Consider the following 19,311-nt stretch of genomic DNA (forward strand, 5'->3'; position numbering starts at 1 on the left):
GCCTTGTCCGCGCGACTTTTCCTGCTAATAGTTCGCCGCACAGGGGCCGGCCCCGCGTAACGCAGCGGCTGCGCGAAACCATTCGGAAAAGACGATGGCGACACACAAAGACGTAAAAAAGGTCGTGCTGGCCTATTCGGGCGGCCTCGACACCTCGATCATCCTGAAATGGCTGCAGACGGAACTGGGCGCCGAGGTCGTGACCTTCACCGCCGATCTGGGCCAAGGCGACGAACTGGAGCCGGCGCGCAGGAAGGCCGAGATGCTCGGCATCAAGGATATCCGGATCGTAGACGTCCGGGAGGAGTTCGTCCGCGACTTCGTCTTCCCGATGTTCCGCGCCAACGCGGTCTATGAGGGTACCTATCTGCTCGGCACCTCGATCGCGCGGCCGCTGATCGCCAAGCACCTTGTCGAGATAGCCGCCGAAACCGGCGCCGATGCGGTCGCCCATGGTTCGACAGGCAAGGGCAACGACCAGGTTCGCTACGAGCTTTCCGCCTACGCGCTGAACCCTGACATCAAGGTCATCGCGCCCTGGCGCGACTGGGCGTTCAAGTCGCGAACCGACCTCATGAATTTCGCCGAGCAGCACCAGATTCCGGTGCCGAAGGACAAGAAGGGCGAAGCCCCCTTCTCGGTCGACGCCAATCTCCTGCACTCATCCTCGGAGGGCAAGGTGCTGGAGGATCCGTGGAGCGAGCCGCCGGAATTCGTCCACCAGCGCACCATCTCGCCCATGGAGGCACCGGACAAGGTCACGGAGATCACACTTCAGTTCAAGTCCGGCGATCCGGTCGCGCTTGACGGGGAAGTCATGTCCCCGGCCACGCTGCTCGCCGCGCTCAACGATTTGGGGCGCGACAACGGCATCGGTCGTCTCGACCTGGTGGAGAACCGTTTCGTTGGCATGAAGTCGCGCGGCGTCTACGAGACGCCAGGCGGCACGATCCTGCTGGCCGCGCACCGCGCCATCGAATCCATCACGCTCGACCGGGGTGCCGCCCATCTCAAGGACGAACTCATGCCGCGTTATGCGGAGCTCATCTATAACGGATTCTGGTTCTCGCCCGAGCGCGAGATGCTGCAGGCATTGATCGACAAGAGCCAGGCGGATGTCGAGGGCGAGGTGCGGCTGAAGCTCTACAAGGGCAACGTCATCGTCACCGGTCGCCGCTCGGACAAGTCGCTCTATTCCGACGCGCTCGTAACGTTCGAGGACGATCGGGGCGCCTATGACCAGAAGGACGCTGCCGGCTTCATCCGGCTCAACGCACTGCGGCTGAGGACGCTTGCGGCACGGCGCAGGAAGTGAGAAGCGGCAGGCCGGCATCGCGGGATCCTGGCTGCCGGAACTCGTCATGATCTTCGGGAACGCCCTTTGCACGGGCGTCCCCATATTCCTCTGGCGTCAGGCGAGCGTCGAGCCCGCGATCAGGCAGCCCGGCGGTTATGTATCGTAGGAAGGCCGACGGGCGTCTGCCTCAGTTCGCGTCGATCTGCGCTGCCATGATCGCGATTGCCTGCTGGTAGACGCTAGCCGCATTCCAGCCCTGGATCGCGACGAAGTTGGGCTCGCCCGGCTGGTAGCCGGCTCCGGGTCGCCAGCCATGCGCGCGCAGGAAATTGGCCGTGGAAGCCAGGGCGTCGGGGATGGAGCCGATCATGTCGATGCGGCCGTTTCCGTCCCCGTCCACGGCGTAGCGCAGCGCATTGCCCGGCAGGAACTGCGTCTGGCCGATCTCGCCATGAGCGGCGCCCACCGCGGAAGGGCTCATCATGCCGCGGTCGATCAGGGTCAGCGCCGCATGGAGATGGCCGGTGAAGAATTCCGAGCGGCGGCAGTCATAGGCGAGCGTGGCCACGGCCGAAAGCGTGTGCTGGTTGCCCATGAAACCGCCGAAGCCGGTTTCCATGCCCCAGATGGCGATCAGCGGGCCGGAGGGCACGCCGTATTGCTGCTCGATCCTGTCGAACAAGGCCGCATGCTTCTTCTTCATGCTCTTGCCGCGCGAGACGATGACGTTCGCGCCGCGCTTTTGCATGAAGCTCTCGAGCGACAGCTTGAAGCTCTTCTGTCCGCGATCGGCGGCAATGGTCTTGCTGGCATAGCTGGTGCGTGCGAGCGCATCGAGCGCGCTCCGGCTCGCGCCGCGGGCCGCCGCCTCCTGGGAGAAAGCCGCCTTCCAGGCTTCGAAGCCCTTGCTGTCGTTTCCGCAGGTGGCGGCATGGGCGGATCCGCCCAAGAAGACGGATGCAAACAGAACCGCGGCGAGACTTTTCGCCTTGTAACCCGGATTCATACGAATCTCCTACTCGAACCCTCGTGCAGTTTCGCCGAATTTTATCAGCGTTTCGTTACGATCGCAGCGCAACTACCACACAGTTCGGGAACGAAACAGACCTCTCCTAGTTCAATTGCCCAGGGACGCATTGAGGAGAATGGAAATGAAAACGTTTGTCTTGAAGAGCGCCACGGCCGCCGTAGCGCTGTTCGCCCTGTCGGGTGTCGCTGCGGCCCAGACCATGGCGACCGCCACGACGGACCTGAACATCCGCTCGGGTCCGGGACCTGAATATGAAGTCGTCGGTGTCATCGATGCTTCCGATGAGGCCACCATCGATGGCTGTATCGAGGGCAGCAAATGGTGCCAGGTGACGTATAACGGCGTGCAGGGCTGGGCTTATTCGGACTACCTGACGGCGAGCCTGAGCGGCGGAGAGACCGTCGTGCTCACGGAGCGCCCACCCGAGGCGGTTCCGACGGTCACCTATGAGACCACGGCGAGCACGGAAGGTGCGGGCGCCGTGACTGGCGCGACGACCGGCGCCGTCGCCGGCGCGATCATCGCCGGCCCCGTGGGCGCGGCGGTCGGCGGTGCGGCAGGTGCGGTGGCCGGCGGTGCGGTCGACACCATCACCCCGCCGCAGCAGGTCGTGACCTATGTCCAGGAACATCAGGTCGAGCCCGTCTACCTCGAAGGCGAGGTTGTGGTCGGCGCCCAGCTTCCCGAGACCGTGACCGTCCGGGAGATACCCGACTACGAATACCGCTATGTCTATGTGAACGGCCAGCCGGTTCTGGTAGAGCCGCAGAGCCGCCGCATCGTCTACGTGATGCGGTAAATGCCACGGGCCGGCGCTGCCTTTTCGCTGGTGGCGCCGGTGCCCATGGCGGCAGAATGATGTTTCCAGAGCCGAAAGCTTGACTCTCGGCCGTTTTTCGGTTCTTAAGCACGCGACTTCCGCGACGAGTGCAAACTCCGAGCAACCGACCGGGACATCCCTTGCAAACACAGGGAGACGATCCCGGAGGTCCACATCCGGCAGCGCAATGCGCCCCCGGGTGCTTTTCGGCTTTGCGCGGTTTAACGCGAGGCGCGGATGCATTACCTCTCGTGTCTGACGGCACGAGACAAGAGGAACGTGGATGTTTGAGAACCTGCAGGAACGCCTTGGCGCCATCCTGAACGGCCTGACGGGGCGCGGCGCGCTGTCGGAGGCGGACGTTGCGGCCGCGCTGCGCGAGGTACGCAGGGCCCTGATCGAGGCCGACGTGGCGCTCGACGTGGTTCGTTCCTTCACCGACCGGGTGCGCGAGAAGGCGGTGGGCGCAGCGGTGCTGAAATCCGTCAAACCCGGGCAGATGGTCGTCAAGATCGTCCATGACGAACTCGTGGAGATGCTGGGCGAGGAAGGCGAGACCGTCGATCTCAACGCGCCGGCCCCCGTGGTCGTGATGATGGTAGGCCTGCAGGGCTCCGGCAAGACGACGACGACCGGCAAGATCGCCAAGCGGATCTCCGAGCGTCAGGGCAAGAAGGTCCTGATGGCCTCGCTCGACACACGCCGGCCCGCTGCCCAGGAGCAGTTGCGCCAGATCGGCGAGCAGGTTTCCGTTGCCACGCTCCCGATCGTGGCGAACCAGACGCCGGTCGATATCGCCAAGCGCGCGGTGCAGGCGGCCAAGTTGGGCGGCCACGACGTCGTGATCCTCGACACCGCCGGCCGGACGCATATAGACGAGCCGCTGATGGCCGAGATGGCCGATATCAAGCGCAGCTCGAACCCGCACGAGATTCTGCTGGTCGCCGATGCGCTGACCGGTCAGGACGCGGTGAACCTCGCCAGGAACTTCGACGAGCGCGTGGGCATCACGGGTCTCGTGCTCACCCGCATGGACGGCGACGGGCGCGGTGGCGCTGCCCTTTCCATGCGCGCCGTCACCGGCAAGCCGATCAAGCTCATCGGCGTGGGCGAGAAAATGGACGCGCTGGAGGAGTTTCATCCCCGCCGCATCGCAGACCGCATCCTCGGCATGGGCGATATCGTCTCCCTGGTCGAGAAGGCGGCGGAGACGATCGACCAGGAAAAAGCCGCCGCAATGGCGAAGAAGATGCAGGAGGGGAAGTTCGATCTGAACGACCTCGCCGATCAGCTTCGCCAGATGCAGAAAATGGGGGGAATGGGCGGCATCATGGGCATGATGCCCGGCATGGGCAAGATGAAGGACCAGCTCGCCGCCGCAGGTCTCGACGACAAGATGTTCGGCCGCCAGATCGCCATCATCCAGTCCATGACGCCCAAGGAGCGCGCCAACCCCGACCTCCTGAAGCACAGCCGCAAGAAGCGCATCGCGGCGGGCTCGGGCACGGATGCGGCGCAGATCAACAAGCTGCTCAAGATGCACCGCCAGATGGCGGACATGATGAAGGCCATGGGCGGCAAGGGCAAGAAGGGCGGCATGATGCGCGGCCTCATGGGTGGCATGGCGGGGAAGATGGGTCTTGGCGGCATGCCGGGCGGCATGGGCGGAATGCCCGATCTCGCGAAAATGGACCCGAAGCAACTCGAAGCCCTGCAGAAGCAGCTGGGCGGTGCGGGCGGCCTGCCCCAAGGACAGCCCAAAGGGGGGCTTCCGGGCCTGCCGGGCGCAGGGGGCCTGCCAGGGCTTCCCGGCGGCGGCCTGCCGCGGAAGAAGTGAGGGGAGGAGCGATGAGCACGCAAACGGATTCCGCCAGGGCGCGTCTTCTGGAGCTGCGCGCCTCCATCGACAATCTCGACGCCGCGCTGATCCATATCCTGGCCGAGCGCTTCCGCTGCACGAAGGCGGTGGGCTCGCTCAAGGCCGAGAACAACATGCCGCCGGCGGATCCCGCACGCGAGCAGCAGCAGATCGCGCGGCTGCGACAGCTTGCCGATGAGGCGAATCTCGATCCCGATTTCGCGGAGAAGCTCCTCACTTTCATCGCCCGCGAGGTTATCCGTCATCACGAGGCGATCGCCGAGGCGCATGCTGCGGCACCCGCGGGGAGCAGGGCCTGAGAGATGGTTCCGGTGCTGGAGAGCGAACGCCTGGTGTTGCGCAGCTGGCGCAAGGAGGATTTCCCCGCTTTCGCTGCGTTCTATGGGGACGAGGAGCGCACGCGCTATATCGGCGGGCCGCGCAACGAGTACCAGTCCTGGACGGTCTTTGCCGCCCATATGGGCGAGTGGGCGTTCAACGGGTTCGGTTTCTTCGCTGCCGAGCGCCGGGAGGACGGCGCGGTTGTCGGCTATGCCGGGCTGTGGCAGCCGCCCTATGTGGACGAACCGGAGCTGGCCTGGAGCCTCTATGCCGGCTTCGAAGGGCGCGGCTATGCGGTGGAAGCTGCCAGGCGCGTGCAGCTCTGGGCCGCGCGCGATCTCGGCCTGCCGCCGCTCATGAGCTTCGTCCATCCCGAGAATCTGCCGTCCCAAGCGGTAGCCAAGAGGCTGGGGGCGACACCCTTGCCGCCAACCACCTTGCGCGGCGAGCCGCGCTTGCGTTTCCGGCATGTCCTGCCGGCCTGAAAAACCATTATCGAAAGGAAGAACAATGGCACTGAAAATCCGACTGGCCCGAGCGGGCTCCAAGAAGCGTCCCTATTACCAGATCGTCGTGGCCGACGTGCGCGCACCGCGCGACGGCCGCTTCATCGAGCAGCTCGGCTCCTGGAACCCGATGCTGCCCAGGGACGCCGAGCGCGTGAAGCTGAATGAAGAGCGCATCAAGCATTGGCTCGCGAACGGTGCATTGCCGACCGACCGCGTGCTGCGCTTCCTCGACCAGGCGGGCCTTGCCAAGCGGCCCGAGCGCAGCAACCCGACGAAGGCCGAGCCCGGCAAGAAGGCCCAGGAGCGCCTCGCCGCCCAAAAGCAGGCTGAAGAGGCGGCTACGGCCGCAGCCGCCGAAGCTGCAGCCGCGCCTGCCGAGGCTCCGGCCGAGGAAGCTGCGAGCTGAGCCCAGGCTCCCGGCGGCGTTCGGACGCAGATGCCGGCTTTCGGGCCGGCATTTTGCCGTCCGGAGGGCCCATGACCTATTCCGCCGCCACCCGGCCCTGACCGAAGCGGCGCTCGATATAGTCGGCCACCATCTTCTCGAACTCGGCGGCAATGGCGGGACCGCGTAGCGTGGCCGCCTTCCTGCCGTCGATAAAGACGGGGGCAGCGGGCGTCTCTCCGGTTCCCGGCAGGGAGATGCCGATATCGGCATGCTTCGATTCGCCCGGTCCGTTGACGATGCAGCCCATGACGGCCACCTTGAGCGCCTCGACTCCCGGATATTTCTCGCGCCACACGGGCATGTTGCGCGAGATGTCCGACTGGATCTTCTGCGCGAGCTCCTGGAAGACGGTCGAGGTGGTGCGGCCGCAGCCGGGGCAGGCCGCCACCACCGGCAGGAACTGCCGGAAACCCATTGTCTGCAGCAGCTCCTGAGCCACTTGCACTTCGCGCGTGCGGTCGCCACCTGGCTCGGGCGTCAGCGAGATGCGGATCGTGTCGCCAATACCCTGCTGCAGGAGAATGCCCATGGCGGCCGAGGAGGCGACGATGCCCTTGGTGCCCATGCCGGCCTCGGTGAGGCCGAGATGCAGCGCGTGGTCGGAGCGCTGTGCGAGCATGGTGTAGACGGCGATCAGGTCCTGCACCTGGCTCACTTTCACCGAGAGGATGATGCGGCTCCTCGGGAGGCCGATCTCCTCGGCAAGCTCGGCCGAAAGAAGCGCCGACTGCACGATGGCTTCGCGCGTGACCTCCTGCGCGGTGAGCGGAGAGCCCTTCGCCTGGTTCTCGTCCATCAGGCGGGTGAGCAGTTCCTGGTCGAGCGAGCCCCAGTTGACGCCGATGCGCACCGGCTTTTCGTGGCGGATCGCCATTTCGACGATCTCGGCGAATTGGCGGTCCTTCTTCTCCTTGAAGCCGACATTGCCGGGGTTGATGCGGTATTTCGCCAGAGCTTGGGCGCAGGCCGGGTGATCGGCCAGAAGCTTATGGCCGATATAGTGGAAATCGCCGACGAGCGGAACGAAAACGCCGAGCCGCTCCAGCCTCTCGCGAATCCTCGGCACGGCGGCAGCGGATTCGTCCCGGTCGACCGTGACGCGCACGATTTCCGACCCCGCGCGATGGAGGGCAGCCACCTGGGCGACGGTCGCATCCACGTCCGCTGTATCCGTGTTGGTCATGGACTGGACGACCACCGGGGCATTGCCACCGACAAGGATGCCGCCAACATCGACGCCGACGGCGCGCCGGCGCGGGAAGGGGGAGGAGAAATAGCCGGATGTCGCTTGGCCGGTCATGAACCTGTTCCGTATCAGCCTGACGCCTACGAGGTGGCGGAGCGACAGGCGAATGTCAATGGCGGCCGCGCGCCCTTCTTTCCATAGATTAGGAGTGCAATATGACGGATTGATGCTGGATGGCCCCGGTCGTCGCGGCTTTTCACCGATCCGTCACGTCTTTTGCGTGGCGTGGAACTGTCGCGGCCCCGGCCCGTTATGGGCGTGTCGAGTATATTATCAGGAGGCCGCCGCCATGCACCACAGGCACGAGGATTTCAGCGAGGATCTGCGCGACCAGCTAACCAGCCTCAGCCATGAAGTCGCCTCCCTAAGGAAGCAGCTGGGGCGGCGCAGCCGCAGCGCTTTCCGCGATTCACGCCACACAGGCGAGGATCTCGCCGAGACGTTGCGCGACTATCTGGGCAGCGCTTTGCCGGAAATCCGCCGCAACGCCTATCACATCCAGGACCAGGCGCGCCAGCATCCCGGAACGACCGCCGCGGTGGCTGCCGCGAGCGTTGTAGTGCTAGGTCTCGCAGCCAGCCTGCTGATGCGCCGCTAGCGGACCGCGACAGCGGCCTTGGCAAGCCTTGCTGCGTTGCAATATGGTTGCCTCTACGGAGGCAGACCGTGAGCAAGGCAAGAACAGCGATCATTACCGGTTCGACATCCGGCATCGGGCTTGCAATCGCCCGTGCCCTGGCGGCGGAGGGATGCAAAGTTGTCCTCAATTCCTTCACCGACGGAGATGACGACAGGGGACTGGCGAACTCCATCGCAAAAGAGTTCGGCACCGAGGCCGCCTATATCCGGGCCGACATGGCCAGCGGCAGGGAGTGCCGTGCGCTGGTGGAAGACGCCGCCCGACGCTTTGGTTCCGTCGACATACTCGTCAACAATGCAGGCATCCAGCATGTGGCGCCGGTGGAAGACTTTCCGCCGGAGAAATGGGACGCGATCCTCGCCATCAATCTCTCCTCGGCCTTCCACACCACCGCAGCCGCCATCCCGCACATGAAGCGGGAGAGCCGTGGGCGGATCGTCAATATCGCGTCCGCCCACGGCCTGCGGGCCTCACCGTTCAAGTCGGCCTATGTAGCGGCCAAGCATGGGGTCGTGGGCTTCACGAAGACCGTCGCGCTCGAGCTGGCCGAGGAGCACATCACCTGCAATGCGGTGTGCCCCGGCTATGTGCTGACCTCGCTCGTCGAGGCGCAGATCCCCGATCAAATGAAGGCGCACGGCATGGACAGGGAAACGGTGATCAGGCAGGTGATGCTCGCCAAGCAGCCGACCCGGGAATTCGCGACCGTGGAGCAGATCGCCGCCACGGTCGTGTTTCTCTGCTCCGATGCCGCGGCGCAGATCACCGGCACCACATTGTCCGTGGACGGGGGCTGGACGGCCGAGTGACGCTCGCGTGCTCTTCCGATCTCAGCGGTGGTTGAGTGCGAGTTCAACGAGGGTGATGAATTCCCGCACATGCGGCGCGGCCTGCTGACCTCGCCTGCCCCTCGCCTTTAAACCGGACAGCACATCGAAAAGCATCTCGGCAAGCCCCTGTGCCGAGAGGCCTTGAGTCTCAAGCCGAGCGCCGCGCAGTGCCGCCTCGTCAGCGATCGCCCGGGCGAACGAATCCACCATGCGCCGGCGCCACGCGGTCACCAGATCCGCCGCGATATGGTTGTTGAAGTCCACGAGCTCGTCGCCATGCGGTGAGTCGATAATACTGGTCAGGAGCCGGAAAACCGCCCGATCCAGCGCCTTCATCAGGCGTTCCGACAAAGGCTCGTCTCCCCGCAGCACCTCACACGCCATCGCATGTGACTGGTCCAGCAAATCCTGCTCCACCGCGCGGAAAATATCCGCCTTGTTGCGAAAGAGGAGGTAGAGCGCGGGGCGCGATATCTCCACCGCGCGTGCGATATCGTCCATGGTCGCGCGCGAAAAGCCGTAAGCCAGGAAGACCTGCATGGCTCCTTCCAGAACCCGGGCCCGTTTCGGGTCTTCCACCCTGTTTTCGTTTTTTCTCAACGTGCTCACTGTGACTCCCGAAATCAGTCATTGACAAAATTACAGATTTTGTCAATCTGTCGCCCGGAATGCGCGCTTCGTCGCGAGGGGACGCGTTCGGCCGTTTCAGCCTCGGCTTATCATGACATGGTTTTGTCAGGAGCGAGGGTGGGCGTGACTTCTTTGCAGCGCGATATCGCGATAAGGACGAAAGACGCCAGGCACTTTCCAGGCCCGTTTGAATTCTTCTGCCCCTGAACCCATATCGGCGCGGATTCTCACTGCTTGGCAGCCGGCATCAGCACTGGAAATATGCATGGCAAAGTTCAAATTCCATAAATTCGCGGCCGTGGCCGTCCTCGTCGCAACCTCGGCCTGGATCGCGACGGGCGAGTTTTCCTCTGTCGGCAGTGCAAGCCAGGAGGCGCAGACCGCCGAACCGGCGGCCGAGCCGGAGCGCCGGGTTGCGCTGAAGACGGTGCAGGTGGCGGTTCCGCCGCGGCTCGAACATGCGCGAACAATCCATGTTTCCGGGCAGACGGAGGCTGACAAGCGTTCTGTCCTGGCGGCGCGAACCGCAGGCATCGTGCAGGAGCTGGCGGTGGACGAGGGGTCCCATGTGAAAGCCGGCGACCTGATCCTGCGTCTCGAGGCCGAAGGCAAGGAGGCCGCAGTCGCGTCGGCACGCCAGACGCTTGCGCAACGCGAGGCCGAGGCGGCCGCCTCCGAGAGGCTCGCCAAGACCGGCAATCTCGCCAGCCTGCAGCTCGACGTCGCCCGCGCGAACCTCGCCAGCGCTCAATCCGCGCTGGAGCTGGCGCAGGCGGAACTCGACCGGATTTCCGTGCGAGCGCCCTTCGACGGGGTGGTGGACAAAGTCCAGGTCGAAGAGGGAACGGCGCTGATGCAGGGCGCGGAAGTCGCCACGCTGCTCAAGCTTGACCCGATCGTGGCGGTCGGCGAGGTGAGCGAACGCGATCTCGGCACGGTCAAGCCGGGCGACAAGGCCGAAGTGCACCTGGTCAATGGCGAAACGCTCGACGGCGAAATCCGCTATGTCAGCCGCGCCGCCTCGCCGCAGACCCGCACCTATCGTCTCGAGGTGGTCTCGTCCAATCCCGACGGGCTTATCCCTGCCGGTATGACGGCTGAAATCCGGGTGAAGACCGAAATGGTGGAGACCGTGGCGCTGCCGCGTTCCGTCGTCACGCTCAATAGTGACGGCGAGCTCGGCATCCGGGCGGTTAATACCGCCGACGAAGTGCATTTCTTTCCGATCGACATCGTCGACGACACGCCGGAGGCTCTCTACCTGGCCGGCATCCCGGAGGATGTCCGCGTCATCGTCGCGGGCCAGGATCTCGTCACCGAGGGCGAGAAGGTGCAGGCAGAGAAGGCGGACGAGGCTACGATCCGCGAGCTCGCCAGCACCGTGAAGCCAGAGCAAGAGCAGTGAGCCCGTGGATATCGTCCGACTTGCCATACGCAATGCCCGGCTGACGCTGTCCATCCTGCTGTTCTTCGTCGTCGCCGGCAGTCTGGCCTATATCAACATCCCCAAGGAAGCGGAGCCGGATGTTCCGATTCCGATCATCTATGTGAGCCTGGCCTATCAGGGAATCTCGCCGGAAGACTCCGAGCGGCTGCTGCTCAGGCCGATGGAAACGGCGCTCAAAAGTCTTGAAGGCGTGAAGGAGATGCGGTCAGCCGCCTATCAGGGTGGCGGCTACGTACTGGTCGAGTTCCAGGCGGGCTACGACTTCTCCAATGCGATCGAGGACGTGCGCGCGAAGGTTTCCGACGCCAAAGGCGAACTGCCGACCGATGCGGAGGAGCCGACGGTCCACGAGGTCAATGTCTCGGAATTCCCGATCCTCGTCGTCACACTCGCCGGCAATCTGCCCGAGCGGCAGCTCACCAACGCGGCCAAGGAGCTGCGCGACCGGATCGAGGAAGTCCCGGGCGTGCTGGAAGGGGCGCTGCAGGGCGCGCGCGACGAACTGGTCGAGGCCATCATCGATCCCGTCAAGCTTTCCTCCTATGGCATTCAGCTCGATCAACTCATCAGTGGCGTGAACGCGTCGAACAGCCTGGTGGCAGCCGGCGCCCTCCAGGGCCAGGAGGGGCGCTATGCGGTCAAGGTGCCCTCGCTTATCGAGACCGCGGAGGACGTCGCCAACCTGCCCATCGTGGCCACGCCCGACGCGGTCGTGCGGGCGCGCGACATCGCTTCGATCCGTTCCACGTTCGAGGATGCCGAAACCATCACGCGCCTCAACGGCCACAGCGCCATAGCCGTCGAGGTCAAGAAGCGCGTCGGCGCGAATCTCGTGGAGACCGTCGATGCGGTGAAGGAGATCTCGAACGCGTTCGTGGAGACGATGCCGGCCGGCGTGTCGGTGACGTTCAGTCAGGACAAGTCGGTGATGATCCGCGACATGCTGGACGAGCTCCAGAACCATGTGCTGATCGCCGTCATCCTGGTCTTCATCGTCGTGCTCTATACGTTGTCGGGCCGCGCCTCGCTGCTGATCGGCCTTGCCGTGCCGGCCTCGTTCCTGATGGGCATCTTCGCCCTTTCCATGCTCGGCTACACGGTGAACATGGTGGTGCTCTTCAGCCTCATCCTAGCGGTGGGCATGCTCGTGGACGACGCCATCATCGTCACGGAATTCGCCGAACGGCGAATGACGGAGGGCATGCCAAAGGCGGAGGCCTTCGAGCTTGCAGCCAAGCGCATGGCGGGCCCCGTCATCGCCGCCACCATGACTCGCATCGCCGCCTTCTCGCCGCTCCTCTTCTGGCCCGGCATCGTCGGCGAATTCATGAAGTACCTGCCGATCACGCTGATCGTCACCCTTGCCGCTTCCATGGCCTATGCGCTGATCTTCGCGCCCACATTGGGCGCATTGGTGGCCAAGGCGCATGTGCACGAGGAGCCGAAGCCGGACGGTTGGTATATCCGCCTCGTGAGGCAGGCGGTCCGCTTCCCGAAGACCGTGCTGCTGCTCACGGTGGCGCTTCTCGTCGGCGTGTTCTTCGCCTATTCGAAATACGGCGCCGGAGTGGAGTTCTTCCCCAGTGTCGAGCCGGATTACGGCCTGATGTACGTGCATGCACGCGGCAACATGTCCCTCGAGGAGATGGACCGCCTGGTACGCCCGGCCGAGCAGCAGCTCCTGACATGGCCCGGCATCGAATCCGTCTATACACGTGTCGGTCAGACGCGCGGCGGCGGCCAGGACATCGATGAGGACGTGATCGGCATCATCCAGTACGAATTCATCGACTGGCGCGAGCGCAAGCCCGCGAACGAGATCCTCGACGATCTGCGAACGGCCATGGCGGACATGCCCGGCGTGGAGGTGGAGGTGCGCGTGCCGGATGCAGGTCCGCCGACCGGGCAGCCGATCCAGTTGCAGCTCTCCGCGGCCAATCCCGTCCATCTCAACGATCAGGCGAGCATGGTCGCCGAGCGGATCGGGCAAATCGACGGCGTCATCGACATTTCCGATGGACTACCGCCTCCCGGTGTCGACTGGTCGATCCTGGTCGATCGCGCCAAGGCGGCGCAGTACGGGGTCAGCCCTGCTGCGGTCGGCACGGTGGTGCAACTCGTGACCAACGGTCTGAAGCTCTCGGATTACCGGCCGGCCGGCGTCGACGATGCCGTGGACATCCGGCTGCGCTTGCCGGAGGACCGGCGGACGCTCTCGACGCTCGATCAGCTGCGCGTGCAGACGGCCGAAGGCCCTGTGCCGATCTCCAATTTCGTGACACGGCAGCCGGAGCGCAGCACGGGCATCCTGAACCGCATCGACGCACAGCGGACGATCACGGTGACGGCGAATATCGCCAGCGGCTATCAGGTGGCTGAGGTGCAGTCGCAGGTGACCTCGGCATTGCGCGACATGGATCTCGGCAGCACCCGGTGGAAGCTCGCCGGCTCCAGCGAGGAGAGCGATGCGGCGGCCTCCTTCCTCACCAATGCGTTCGGGGCGGCGATCTTCCTGATCTTCATCGTGCTGCTCGCCCAGTTCAACAGGTTCACCAGCGTGTTCCTGGTTCTGATGACGGTGGTGATGGCGACGATCGGCGTGTTCCTCGGCCTGCTGATCACGGGGCAGCCCTTCGGCATCGTCATGTCGGGCATCGGCGTCATCGCGCTTGCCGGCGTGGTGGTGAACAACAATATCGTGCTGATCGACACCTATGACCGGCTGCGCGAAGAAGGCATGAACAAATTCGATGCCATCATCGAGACCTGCCGCGAACGCGCGCGGCCGGTGGTGCTGACGGCCTTTTCGGCGGTGCTCGGCGTGCTGCCGATCGCCTTCGGCCTGGGGCTCGAACTCTTCCACCATGAAGTGACGATCGGCGCGCCATCGACGCAGTGGTGGATTTCGCTGTCGGGCGCCATCGTCTACGGGCTTACCTTCGCCACGGTGCTGACGCTGGTGGTCACACCCTCTGCGCTGATGGTGTTCACGCGGGAGAAGCGGCCGGCCGGCCGGAAACGCCGCGGCATCCTCTCCAGGCTTTTCCGGCGCGGCCGGGACGAGAAGGCCGAGGAACCCATCGCCGAGGCCGACGACGACAGGCGGCCGCTCGGCGCCTTCCCCAAGGCGGCCGAGTAGGCTGCCTCGCGCGGCGGGCCGGAACCCGCCGCGTTTGCCGCGCGTTGTCCTGCCGTTACGTCAACATCGACAAGGACAATGCAATGTCTCTTGGCACAATTCTGATCATCATTTTGATTCTCATACTGATCGGTGCCATCCCGGCATGGCCCTATTCGCGTGGCTGGGGATATGGCCCGTCGGGCATTCTGGGCATCATCCTGATCGTCGTGCTCATTCTCGCCCTGATGGGCAGAATATGAGGCACCGAGCGCCTGCGGGCGCCCGGTTTGCCCCGGGCCGCCGCTCTTTCCTGATCAGGTGGAGGGTGTCGGCTGGGGCGCGATTTCGTCCGCCGGCCGGACGAGGTCAGCCATCAGGAGAACGACGGCGAGCAGGACGGCAAAACCGATGAAGATCGGTGAGAAGCCGGTGTATTCGGCGATGAAGCCGACGAGCGAAGGGGCAAACAGGATTCCCGAATAGCCGATCGTCGTGGCCACGCTCATGCCGGCGGCGGAGGAGATGCCTGGCTGGTTGCCGGCCGCGGAGAATACGATCGGCACCATATTCGCCACGCCCAACCCGGCGAAGGCGAAGGCGAGCGTGGCGAAGAACGGATTCGGGGCTATGCCGGCACCCAGCATGCCGATTGCAGCCACGCAGGCGGAGGCGCGCATGGTGTTGACTGCCCCCAGGCGATTGCGCACACCGTCTCCCAGAAAGCGCATCACCGCCATGACACCCGCAAAGGCGGTGAAGGGCAGGCTCGCCGTAAAATAATCGGCGCCCATCTCCTGCTGCAGGTAGAGTGCCGCCCAATCCAGAACGGCACCTTCCGGCATCATGCAAAAAAGCGCGATCACGCCGGTGACATAGACCAGCGCGCCGCGCGGGAAGCCGCGGCGGCCGCCATCCGCCGCCACGACCGGTCTGTTCTCCACGATCAGGAAGGGCATGGCGACAATGACCAGCAGCAAGGCAAACGTGGTGACCATCGAAATATGGGCGACATAGCCCCACTGCTCGACCATCAGCCCGCCGAGCCCCGCGCCGGCGAAACCGCCGAGGCTCCAGAAGCCGTGCGAGGAGGACATGATCGCACGCTGCAGACGGCGTTCCACCACCACGGCGTTGGAGTTCATCGCCACATCCATGCCGCCGAGCATGGCGCCAAAGAAGACAAGGGCCAAGGCCACCGAAGGAATGCCGGGAGCGGCTGCGATGCCGATGAGTGAAAGACAGCACAACAGGCCCGCCACCCGCGCCACCGCGCGCGAGCCGAACCGGCCGATAAGATAGCCGCAGACGGGCATGGCAAGGACGGCGCCCACGCCGAAGACGACGATGAGGAGGCCGAGCGCAGTCTCGCTCAGGGAAAAGCGGGCGACGAGCACCGGAATCTCCGGCGCCCAGCTTCCCGTCATGAAGCCGTTGGCGAAGAACAAGCCCGCGACCGCCCAGCGGCCGTAAAGCGCATCATTTCCTGGCATTGCCGCTGTCCTGCATCGACACCGGCGAAATGCGCCGGCGGCTCGCGATTAAATCGATTTAATTTGCGACGTCAACTGCCAGAGCCGCCATTTTGCAGGACCAGGAGCAGGTCCTTGGCATCGATCTGGTCACCGGCCTTGACCAAGACCTCGGCCACCGTGCCGTCGCCCTCGGCATGCAGGGCTGTCTCCATCTTCATCGCCTCGATGGAAAGGAGCACGTCGCCAGCCTTCACTGCCTGTCCGGCAGCGACGGCGACAGAAGAGACGACGCCGGGCATGGGAGCGCCGACATGGCCGTCATTGCCGGGCTCCGCCTTGCGGCGGATGGCGAGGGCGGAAGCGCCGTGCCGCCGGTCCGGCACCTTGACGCGGCGCGGCTGACCGTTGAGCTCGAAGAAGACCGTCACCATGCCCTTGTCATCGGTTTCACCGAGCGCCAGACAGCGAATGACGAGCGTCTTGCCACGCTCGATCTCGACGAAGATCTCGTCCTGCTGCTCCATGCCGTAGAAATAGACCGGCGTCGGCAGGACGCTGACGGGCCCGTAGGTCTCGCTGGCCGCGGCAAAATCGACGAAGACCTTCGGATACATGAGCCAGGAGGCGAATTCGGTGTCGCTCACGTCGCGGCCGATCTTCTGCTGCAACTCCTCGCGGCCTGCATCGAGATCGGCTTCCGCCAGCAGAGAACCCGGCCGCACCGTGATGGGCTGTTCGTTCTTCAGCGCCTTCTTCTGCAGCGCCTTCGGCCACCCGCCCGGCGACTGGCCGAGATCGCCGCGCAGCATGGAGACGACCGAGTCCGGGAAGGCGATATCCTTTTCCGGATTCTCGACGTCGGCGACGGTCAGGTCCTGGCTCACCATCATCAGCGCCATGTCGCCCACCACCTTGGAGGAGGGCGTGACCTTGACGATGTCGCCGAACATCATGTTGACGTCGTGATAGGTGCGCGCCACCTCGTGCCAGCGCGTCTCCAGGCCCAGGGCGCGCGCCTGCTCCTTGAGATTGGTGAACTGGCCGCCCGGCATCTCATGCAGGTAGACCTCCGAAGCCGGCCCCTTGAGGTCGCTTTCGAAGGCGGCATACTGGTTGCGCACCGCCTCCCAATAGAAGGAGACGCGGCGGATCCACTCCGTATCGAGTCCGGGATCGCGCTCGCTGCCCTTGAGCGCCTCGACGATGGAGCCGAGGCATGGCTGCGACGTGTTGCCGGAAAGCGCATCCATGGCCGCATCGACGGCATCCGCGCCGCTTTCCACCGCCGCCAGCACCGTGGCCGCCGCTATGCCAGAGGTGTCATGCGTGTGGAAATGGATCGGCAGATCAGTCTCATCGCGCAATGCCTTGAAGAGCACGCGCGCGGCAGCCGGCTTCAGAAGGCCCGCCATGTCCTTGATGGCAATGATATGCGCGCCGGCTGCCTCCAGTTCCTTGGACAGTCCGAGATAATATTTGAGATCGTATTTGGCGCGGGCGGGATCGAGGATATCGCCCGTATAGCAGATCGTCGCCTCACAGAGCTTACCTTCCTCGCGCACGGCATCCATGGCCACGCGCATGTTCTCCACCCAGTTGAGGCAGTCGAACACACGGAAAAGGTCGATGCCGCTCCTGGCCGCCTGCTTCACGAAATAGCGCACGACATTGTCGGGATAATTCGTGTAGCCGACGCCGTTCGCCCCACGCAGGAGCATCTGGAGAAGCAGGTTCGGCGCACCCTCGCGAATGAGCTGGAGTCGCTCCCACGGGTCCTCGGTCAGGAAGCGCATGGCAACGTCGAACGTCGCCCCACCCCAGCATTCCAGAGAGAGGAGCTGCGGCAGCGCGCGGGCATAGACGCCGGCGATACGGGCTATATCGAAGGTGCGCATGCGCGTGGCAAGCAGCGACTGGTGACCATCGCGCATGGTCGTGTCGGTCATCAGCACGCGTGCCTCGGCCCGCATCCATTTGGCAAACTCATCCGGGCCAAGCTTGTCGAGGAGCTGCTTGGTGCCATCAGGCACGGGCTGGTCGATATAGGGCACACGCGGCGCCGCCGCGTCGGCCTTGGGCCGCGGCCGATCACGCGCTTCAGGGTGCCCGTTCACGGTGACATCGGCCAGATAGTTCAGAAGCTTCGTGGCCCGGTCCTGACGCTTGACCTGGGTGAAAAGCTCCGGCGTCTCGTCGATGAAGCGCGTCGTGTAGCTGGCGTTGCGGAAATCCGGGTGGCTTATGATGGCTTCGAGAAAGGTGAGATTGGTCGCCACACCACGGATGCGGAATTCGCGCAGCGCGCGGTCCATGCGCTTGCAGGCCTCCTCGGCAGTCGGCGCCCACGCCGTTACTTTCTCCAGCAACGGGTCGTAGAAGCGCGTGATCACCGCGCCGGAATAGGCGGTGCCTCCGTCAAGGCGGATGCCGAAGCCGGTCGCTCCGCGATAGGCGGTGATGCGGCCATAGTCGGGAATGAAGTTCTGCTCGGGATCTTCCGTGGTGATGCGGCACTGAAGCGCGTGGCCGTTGAGCTTTATGTCCGTCTGCGCCGGCACGCCCGAGCGCGGATCGCCGATGCGCTCGCCCTCCAGTATGTGAATTTGGGCCTTGACGATGTCGATGCCGGTGACCTCCTCGGTCACCGTGTGCTCGACCTGGATGCGCGGATTGACCTCGATAAAGTAGAAGGCGCCGGTATCGGCATCCATCAGGAACTCGACTGTGCCGGCGCCGACATAATCGGTCGCCTCGGCGATCTTCAGCGCGTGGCCGCATAGTTCCTGCCGCCTGGTATCGTCCAGATAGGGCGCGGGCGCGCGTTCCACGACCTTCTGGTTGCGGCGCTGGATGGAGCAGTCGCGCTCGAAAAGGTGGACGGCATTGCCGTGCGTGTCGCCTAGCACCTGCACCTCGACATGGCGCGCTCTCTCCACCAGCTTTTCCAGATAGACCTCGTCCTTGCCGAAGGCGGCCTTGGCTTCGCGCCTGGCTTCAAGAACCTCGCGTTCGAGATCCTTCTCGGAACGGATGACGCGCATGCCGCGCCCCCCGCCACCCCAGGATGCCTTGAGCATGACGGGAAAGCCGACCTCTGCCGCCATCCTGGCCACTTCGTCCATGTCGTCCGGCAGGGGCTCCGTGGCCGGCACCACCGGCACGCCCACCTCGATCGCCAGGTTGCGGGCGGCAACCTTGTTGCCCAGCCGGCGCATGGTCTCCGGCTTCGGGCCGATGAAGACGATGCCGTTTTCCGCGCAGGCTTCGGCGAATTCCGGACTTTCGGACAGCAGCCCGTAGCCAGGATGGATGGCATCCGCGCCGGAAAGTTTGGCGACACGGATCACCTCCTCGATCGAAAGATAGCTTTCGATCGGCCCGAGATCGCGCTCCAGATGCGGGCCGCGGCCCACCTGATAGGATTCGTCCGCCTTGAAGCGGTGCAGCGAATATTTGTCCTCCTCCGCCCATATGGCGACTGTTCGGATGCCGAGCTCGTTGGCGGCGCGGAAAACGCGAATGGCGATCTCGGAACGATTGGCGACGAGGAGTTTCTTTATCTGCACTGGCAAGCTCCGGCTAAGGACATGAGACCGGCGCCCCCACGTGCACTGCCATCAT

16 protein-coding genes are annotated in these 19,311 nt (G+C 64.5%); 11 read left to right on the plus strand and 5 right to left on the minus strand.

Features of this window, described 5'->3' with window-relative positions; genetic code table 11:
• Window positions 1-94 precede the first annotated feature (94 nt).
• The gene (locus PVE73_RS01705; RefSeq protein ID WP_277365287.1) at window positions 95-1,315 is read left to right on the plus strand and encodes an argininosuccinate synthase; all 1,221 of its coding nucleotides are present in this window, start codon (window positions 95-97) and stop codon (window positions 1,313-1,315) included.
• Between the two features lie 169 nt (window positions 1,316-1,484).
• Here the strand turns inward: PVE73_RS01705 and PVE73_RS01710 are convergent, their stop codons facing one another.
• Window positions 1,485-2,303 carry a lytic transglycosylase domain-containing protein gene (locus PVE73_RS01710; protein ID WP_277365288.1) on the minus strand — a complete coding sequence of 273 codons (819 nt, stop codon included), beginning with the start codon at window positions 2,301-2,303 and terminating at the stop codon, window positions 1,485-1,487.
• Window positions 2,304-2,448: 145 nt separating this feature from the next.
• On the opposite strand from PVE73_RS01710, the gene PVE73_RS01715 reads away from it, so the two are divergent.
• The 5 genes from PVE73_RS01715 to rpsP all read left to right on the plus strand — a co-directional run bounded on the left by PVE73_RS01715 (window position 2,449) and on the right by rpsP (window position 6,262).
• The gene (locus PVE73_RS01715) at window positions 2,449-3,126 is read left to right on the plus strand and encodes a DUF1236 domain-containing protein (RefSeq protein WP_277365289.1); all 678 of its coding nucleotides are present in this window, start codon (window positions 2,449-2,451) and stop codon (window positions 3,124-3,126) included.
• Window positions 3,127-3,430: 304 nt separating this feature from the next.
• A complete protein-coding gene (ffh, locus tag PVE73_RS01720; RefSeq protein WP_277365290.1) occupies window positions 3,431-4,984 on the plus strand; it encodes a signal recognition particle protein in 1,554 nt (517 codons plus the stop codon).
• A gap of 11 nt (window positions 4,985-4,995) precedes the next feature.
• A complete protein-coding gene (locus PVE73_RS01725; RefSeq protein ID WP_277365291.1) occupies window positions 4,996-5,325 on the plus strand; it encodes a chorismate mutase in 330 nt (109 codons plus the stop codon).
• A gap of 3 nt (window positions 5,326-5,328) precedes the next feature.
• On the plus strand, window positions 5,329-5,832 hold the full coding sequence (locus PVE73_RS01730; protein WP_277365292.1) for a GNAT family N-acetyltransferase: 504 nt from the start codon (window positions 5,329-5,331) through the stop codon (window positions 5,830-5,832).
• 25 nt (window positions 5,833-5,857) lie between these two features.
• The gene (gene rpsP / locus PVE73_RS01735; protein ID WP_277365293.1) at window positions 5,858-6,262 is read left to right on the plus strand and encodes a 30S ribosomal protein S16; all 405 of its coding nucleotides are present in this window, start codon (window positions 5,858-5,860) and stop codon (window positions 6,260-6,262) included.
• A 76-nt stretch (window positions 6,263-6,338) separates the two neighbouring features.
• Here the strand turns inward: rpsP and ispG are convergent, their stop codons facing one another.
• Window positions 6,339-7,604 carry a flavodoxin-dependent (E)-4-hydroxy-3-methylbut-2-enyl-diphosphate synthase gene (gene ispG, locus PVE73_RS01740; protein ID WP_277365294.1) on the minus strand — a complete coding sequence of 422 codons (1,266 nt, stop codon included), beginning with the start codon at window positions 7,602-7,604 and terminating at the stop codon, window positions 6,339-6,341.
• Window positions 7,605-7,839: 235 nt separating this feature from the next.
• Between ispG and PVE73_RS01745 the strand changes: the two genes are divergently transcribed.
• Both PVE73_RS01745 and PVE73_RS01750 read left to right on the plus strand, forming a co-directional pair.
• Window positions 7,840-8,148, plus strand: coding sequence for a hypothetical protein (locus PVE73_RS01745; protein ID WP_277365295.1), 309 nt, complete (start codon window positions 7,840-7,842; stop codon window positions 8,146-8,148).
• A gap of 68 nt (window positions 8,149-8,216) precedes the next feature.
• Window positions 8,217-8,999: a 3-hydroxybutyrate dehydrogenase gene (locus PVE73_RS01750; RefSeq protein WP_277365296.1), complete on the plus strand. Its 783-nt coding sequence runs from the start codon at window positions 8,217-8,219 to the stop codon at window positions 8,997-8,999.
• Between the two features lie 21 nt (window positions 9,000-9,020).
• On the opposite strand, the gene PVE73_RS01755 is transcribed toward PVE73_RS01750, so the two are convergent.
• Window positions 9,021-9,560, minus strand: a complete 540-nt coding sequence (locus PVE73_RS01755) for a TetR/AcrR family transcriptional regulator (RefSeq protein ID WP_277365297.1) — start codon at window positions 9,558-9,560, stop codon at window positions 9,021-9,023.
• 355 nt (window positions 9,561-9,915) lie between these two features.
• On the opposite strand from PVE73_RS01755, the gene PVE73_RS01760 reads away from it, so the two are divergent.
• From PVE73_RS01760 to PVE73_RS01770, 3 genes are all read left to right on the plus strand, one after another.
• Window positions 9,916-11,055: an efflux RND transporter periplasmic adaptor subunit gene (locus PVE73_RS01760; RefSeq protein WP_277365298.1), complete on the plus strand. Its 1,140-nt coding sequence runs from the start codon at window positions 9,916-9,918 to the stop codon at window positions 11,053-11,055.
• A gap of 4 nt (window positions 11,056-11,059) precedes the next feature.
• On the plus strand, window positions 11,060-14,236 hold the full coding sequence (locus tag PVE73_RS01765; protein ID WP_277365299.1) for an efflux RND transporter permease subunit: 3,177 nt from the start codon (window positions 11,060-11,062) through the stop codon (window positions 14,234-14,236).
• Between the two features lie 83 nt (window positions 14,237-14,319).
• Entirely contained in the window at window positions 14,320-14,478 is a 159-nt protein-coding gene (locus tag PVE73_RS01770) for a DUF3309 domain-containing protein (protein WP_277365300.1), read from the plus strand.
• Between the two features lie 54 nt (window positions 14,479-14,532).
• Here the strand turns inward: PVE73_RS01770 and PVE73_RS01775 are convergent, their stop codons facing one another.
• Window positions 14,533-15,708, minus strand: a complete 1,176-nt coding sequence (locus PVE73_RS01775) for an MFS transporter (protein ID WP_277365301.1) — start codon at window positions 15,706-15,708, stop codon at window positions 14,533-14,535.
• Between the two features lie 71 nt (window positions 15,709-15,779).
• On the minus strand, window positions 15,780-19,256 hold the full coding sequence (pyc, locus tag PVE73_RS01780) for a pyruvate carboxylase (RefSeq protein WP_277365302.1): 3,477 nt from the start codon (window positions 19,254-19,256) through the stop codon (window positions 15,780-15,782).
• Between the last annotated feature and the right edge of the window lie 55 nt (window positions 19,257-19,311).

The sequence above is a fragment of the Chelativorans sp. AA-79 genome, from assembly GCF_029457495.1.
Taxonomy (GTDB): Bacteria; Pseudomonadota; Alphaproteobacteria; order Rhizobiales; family Rhizobiaceae; genus Chelativorans.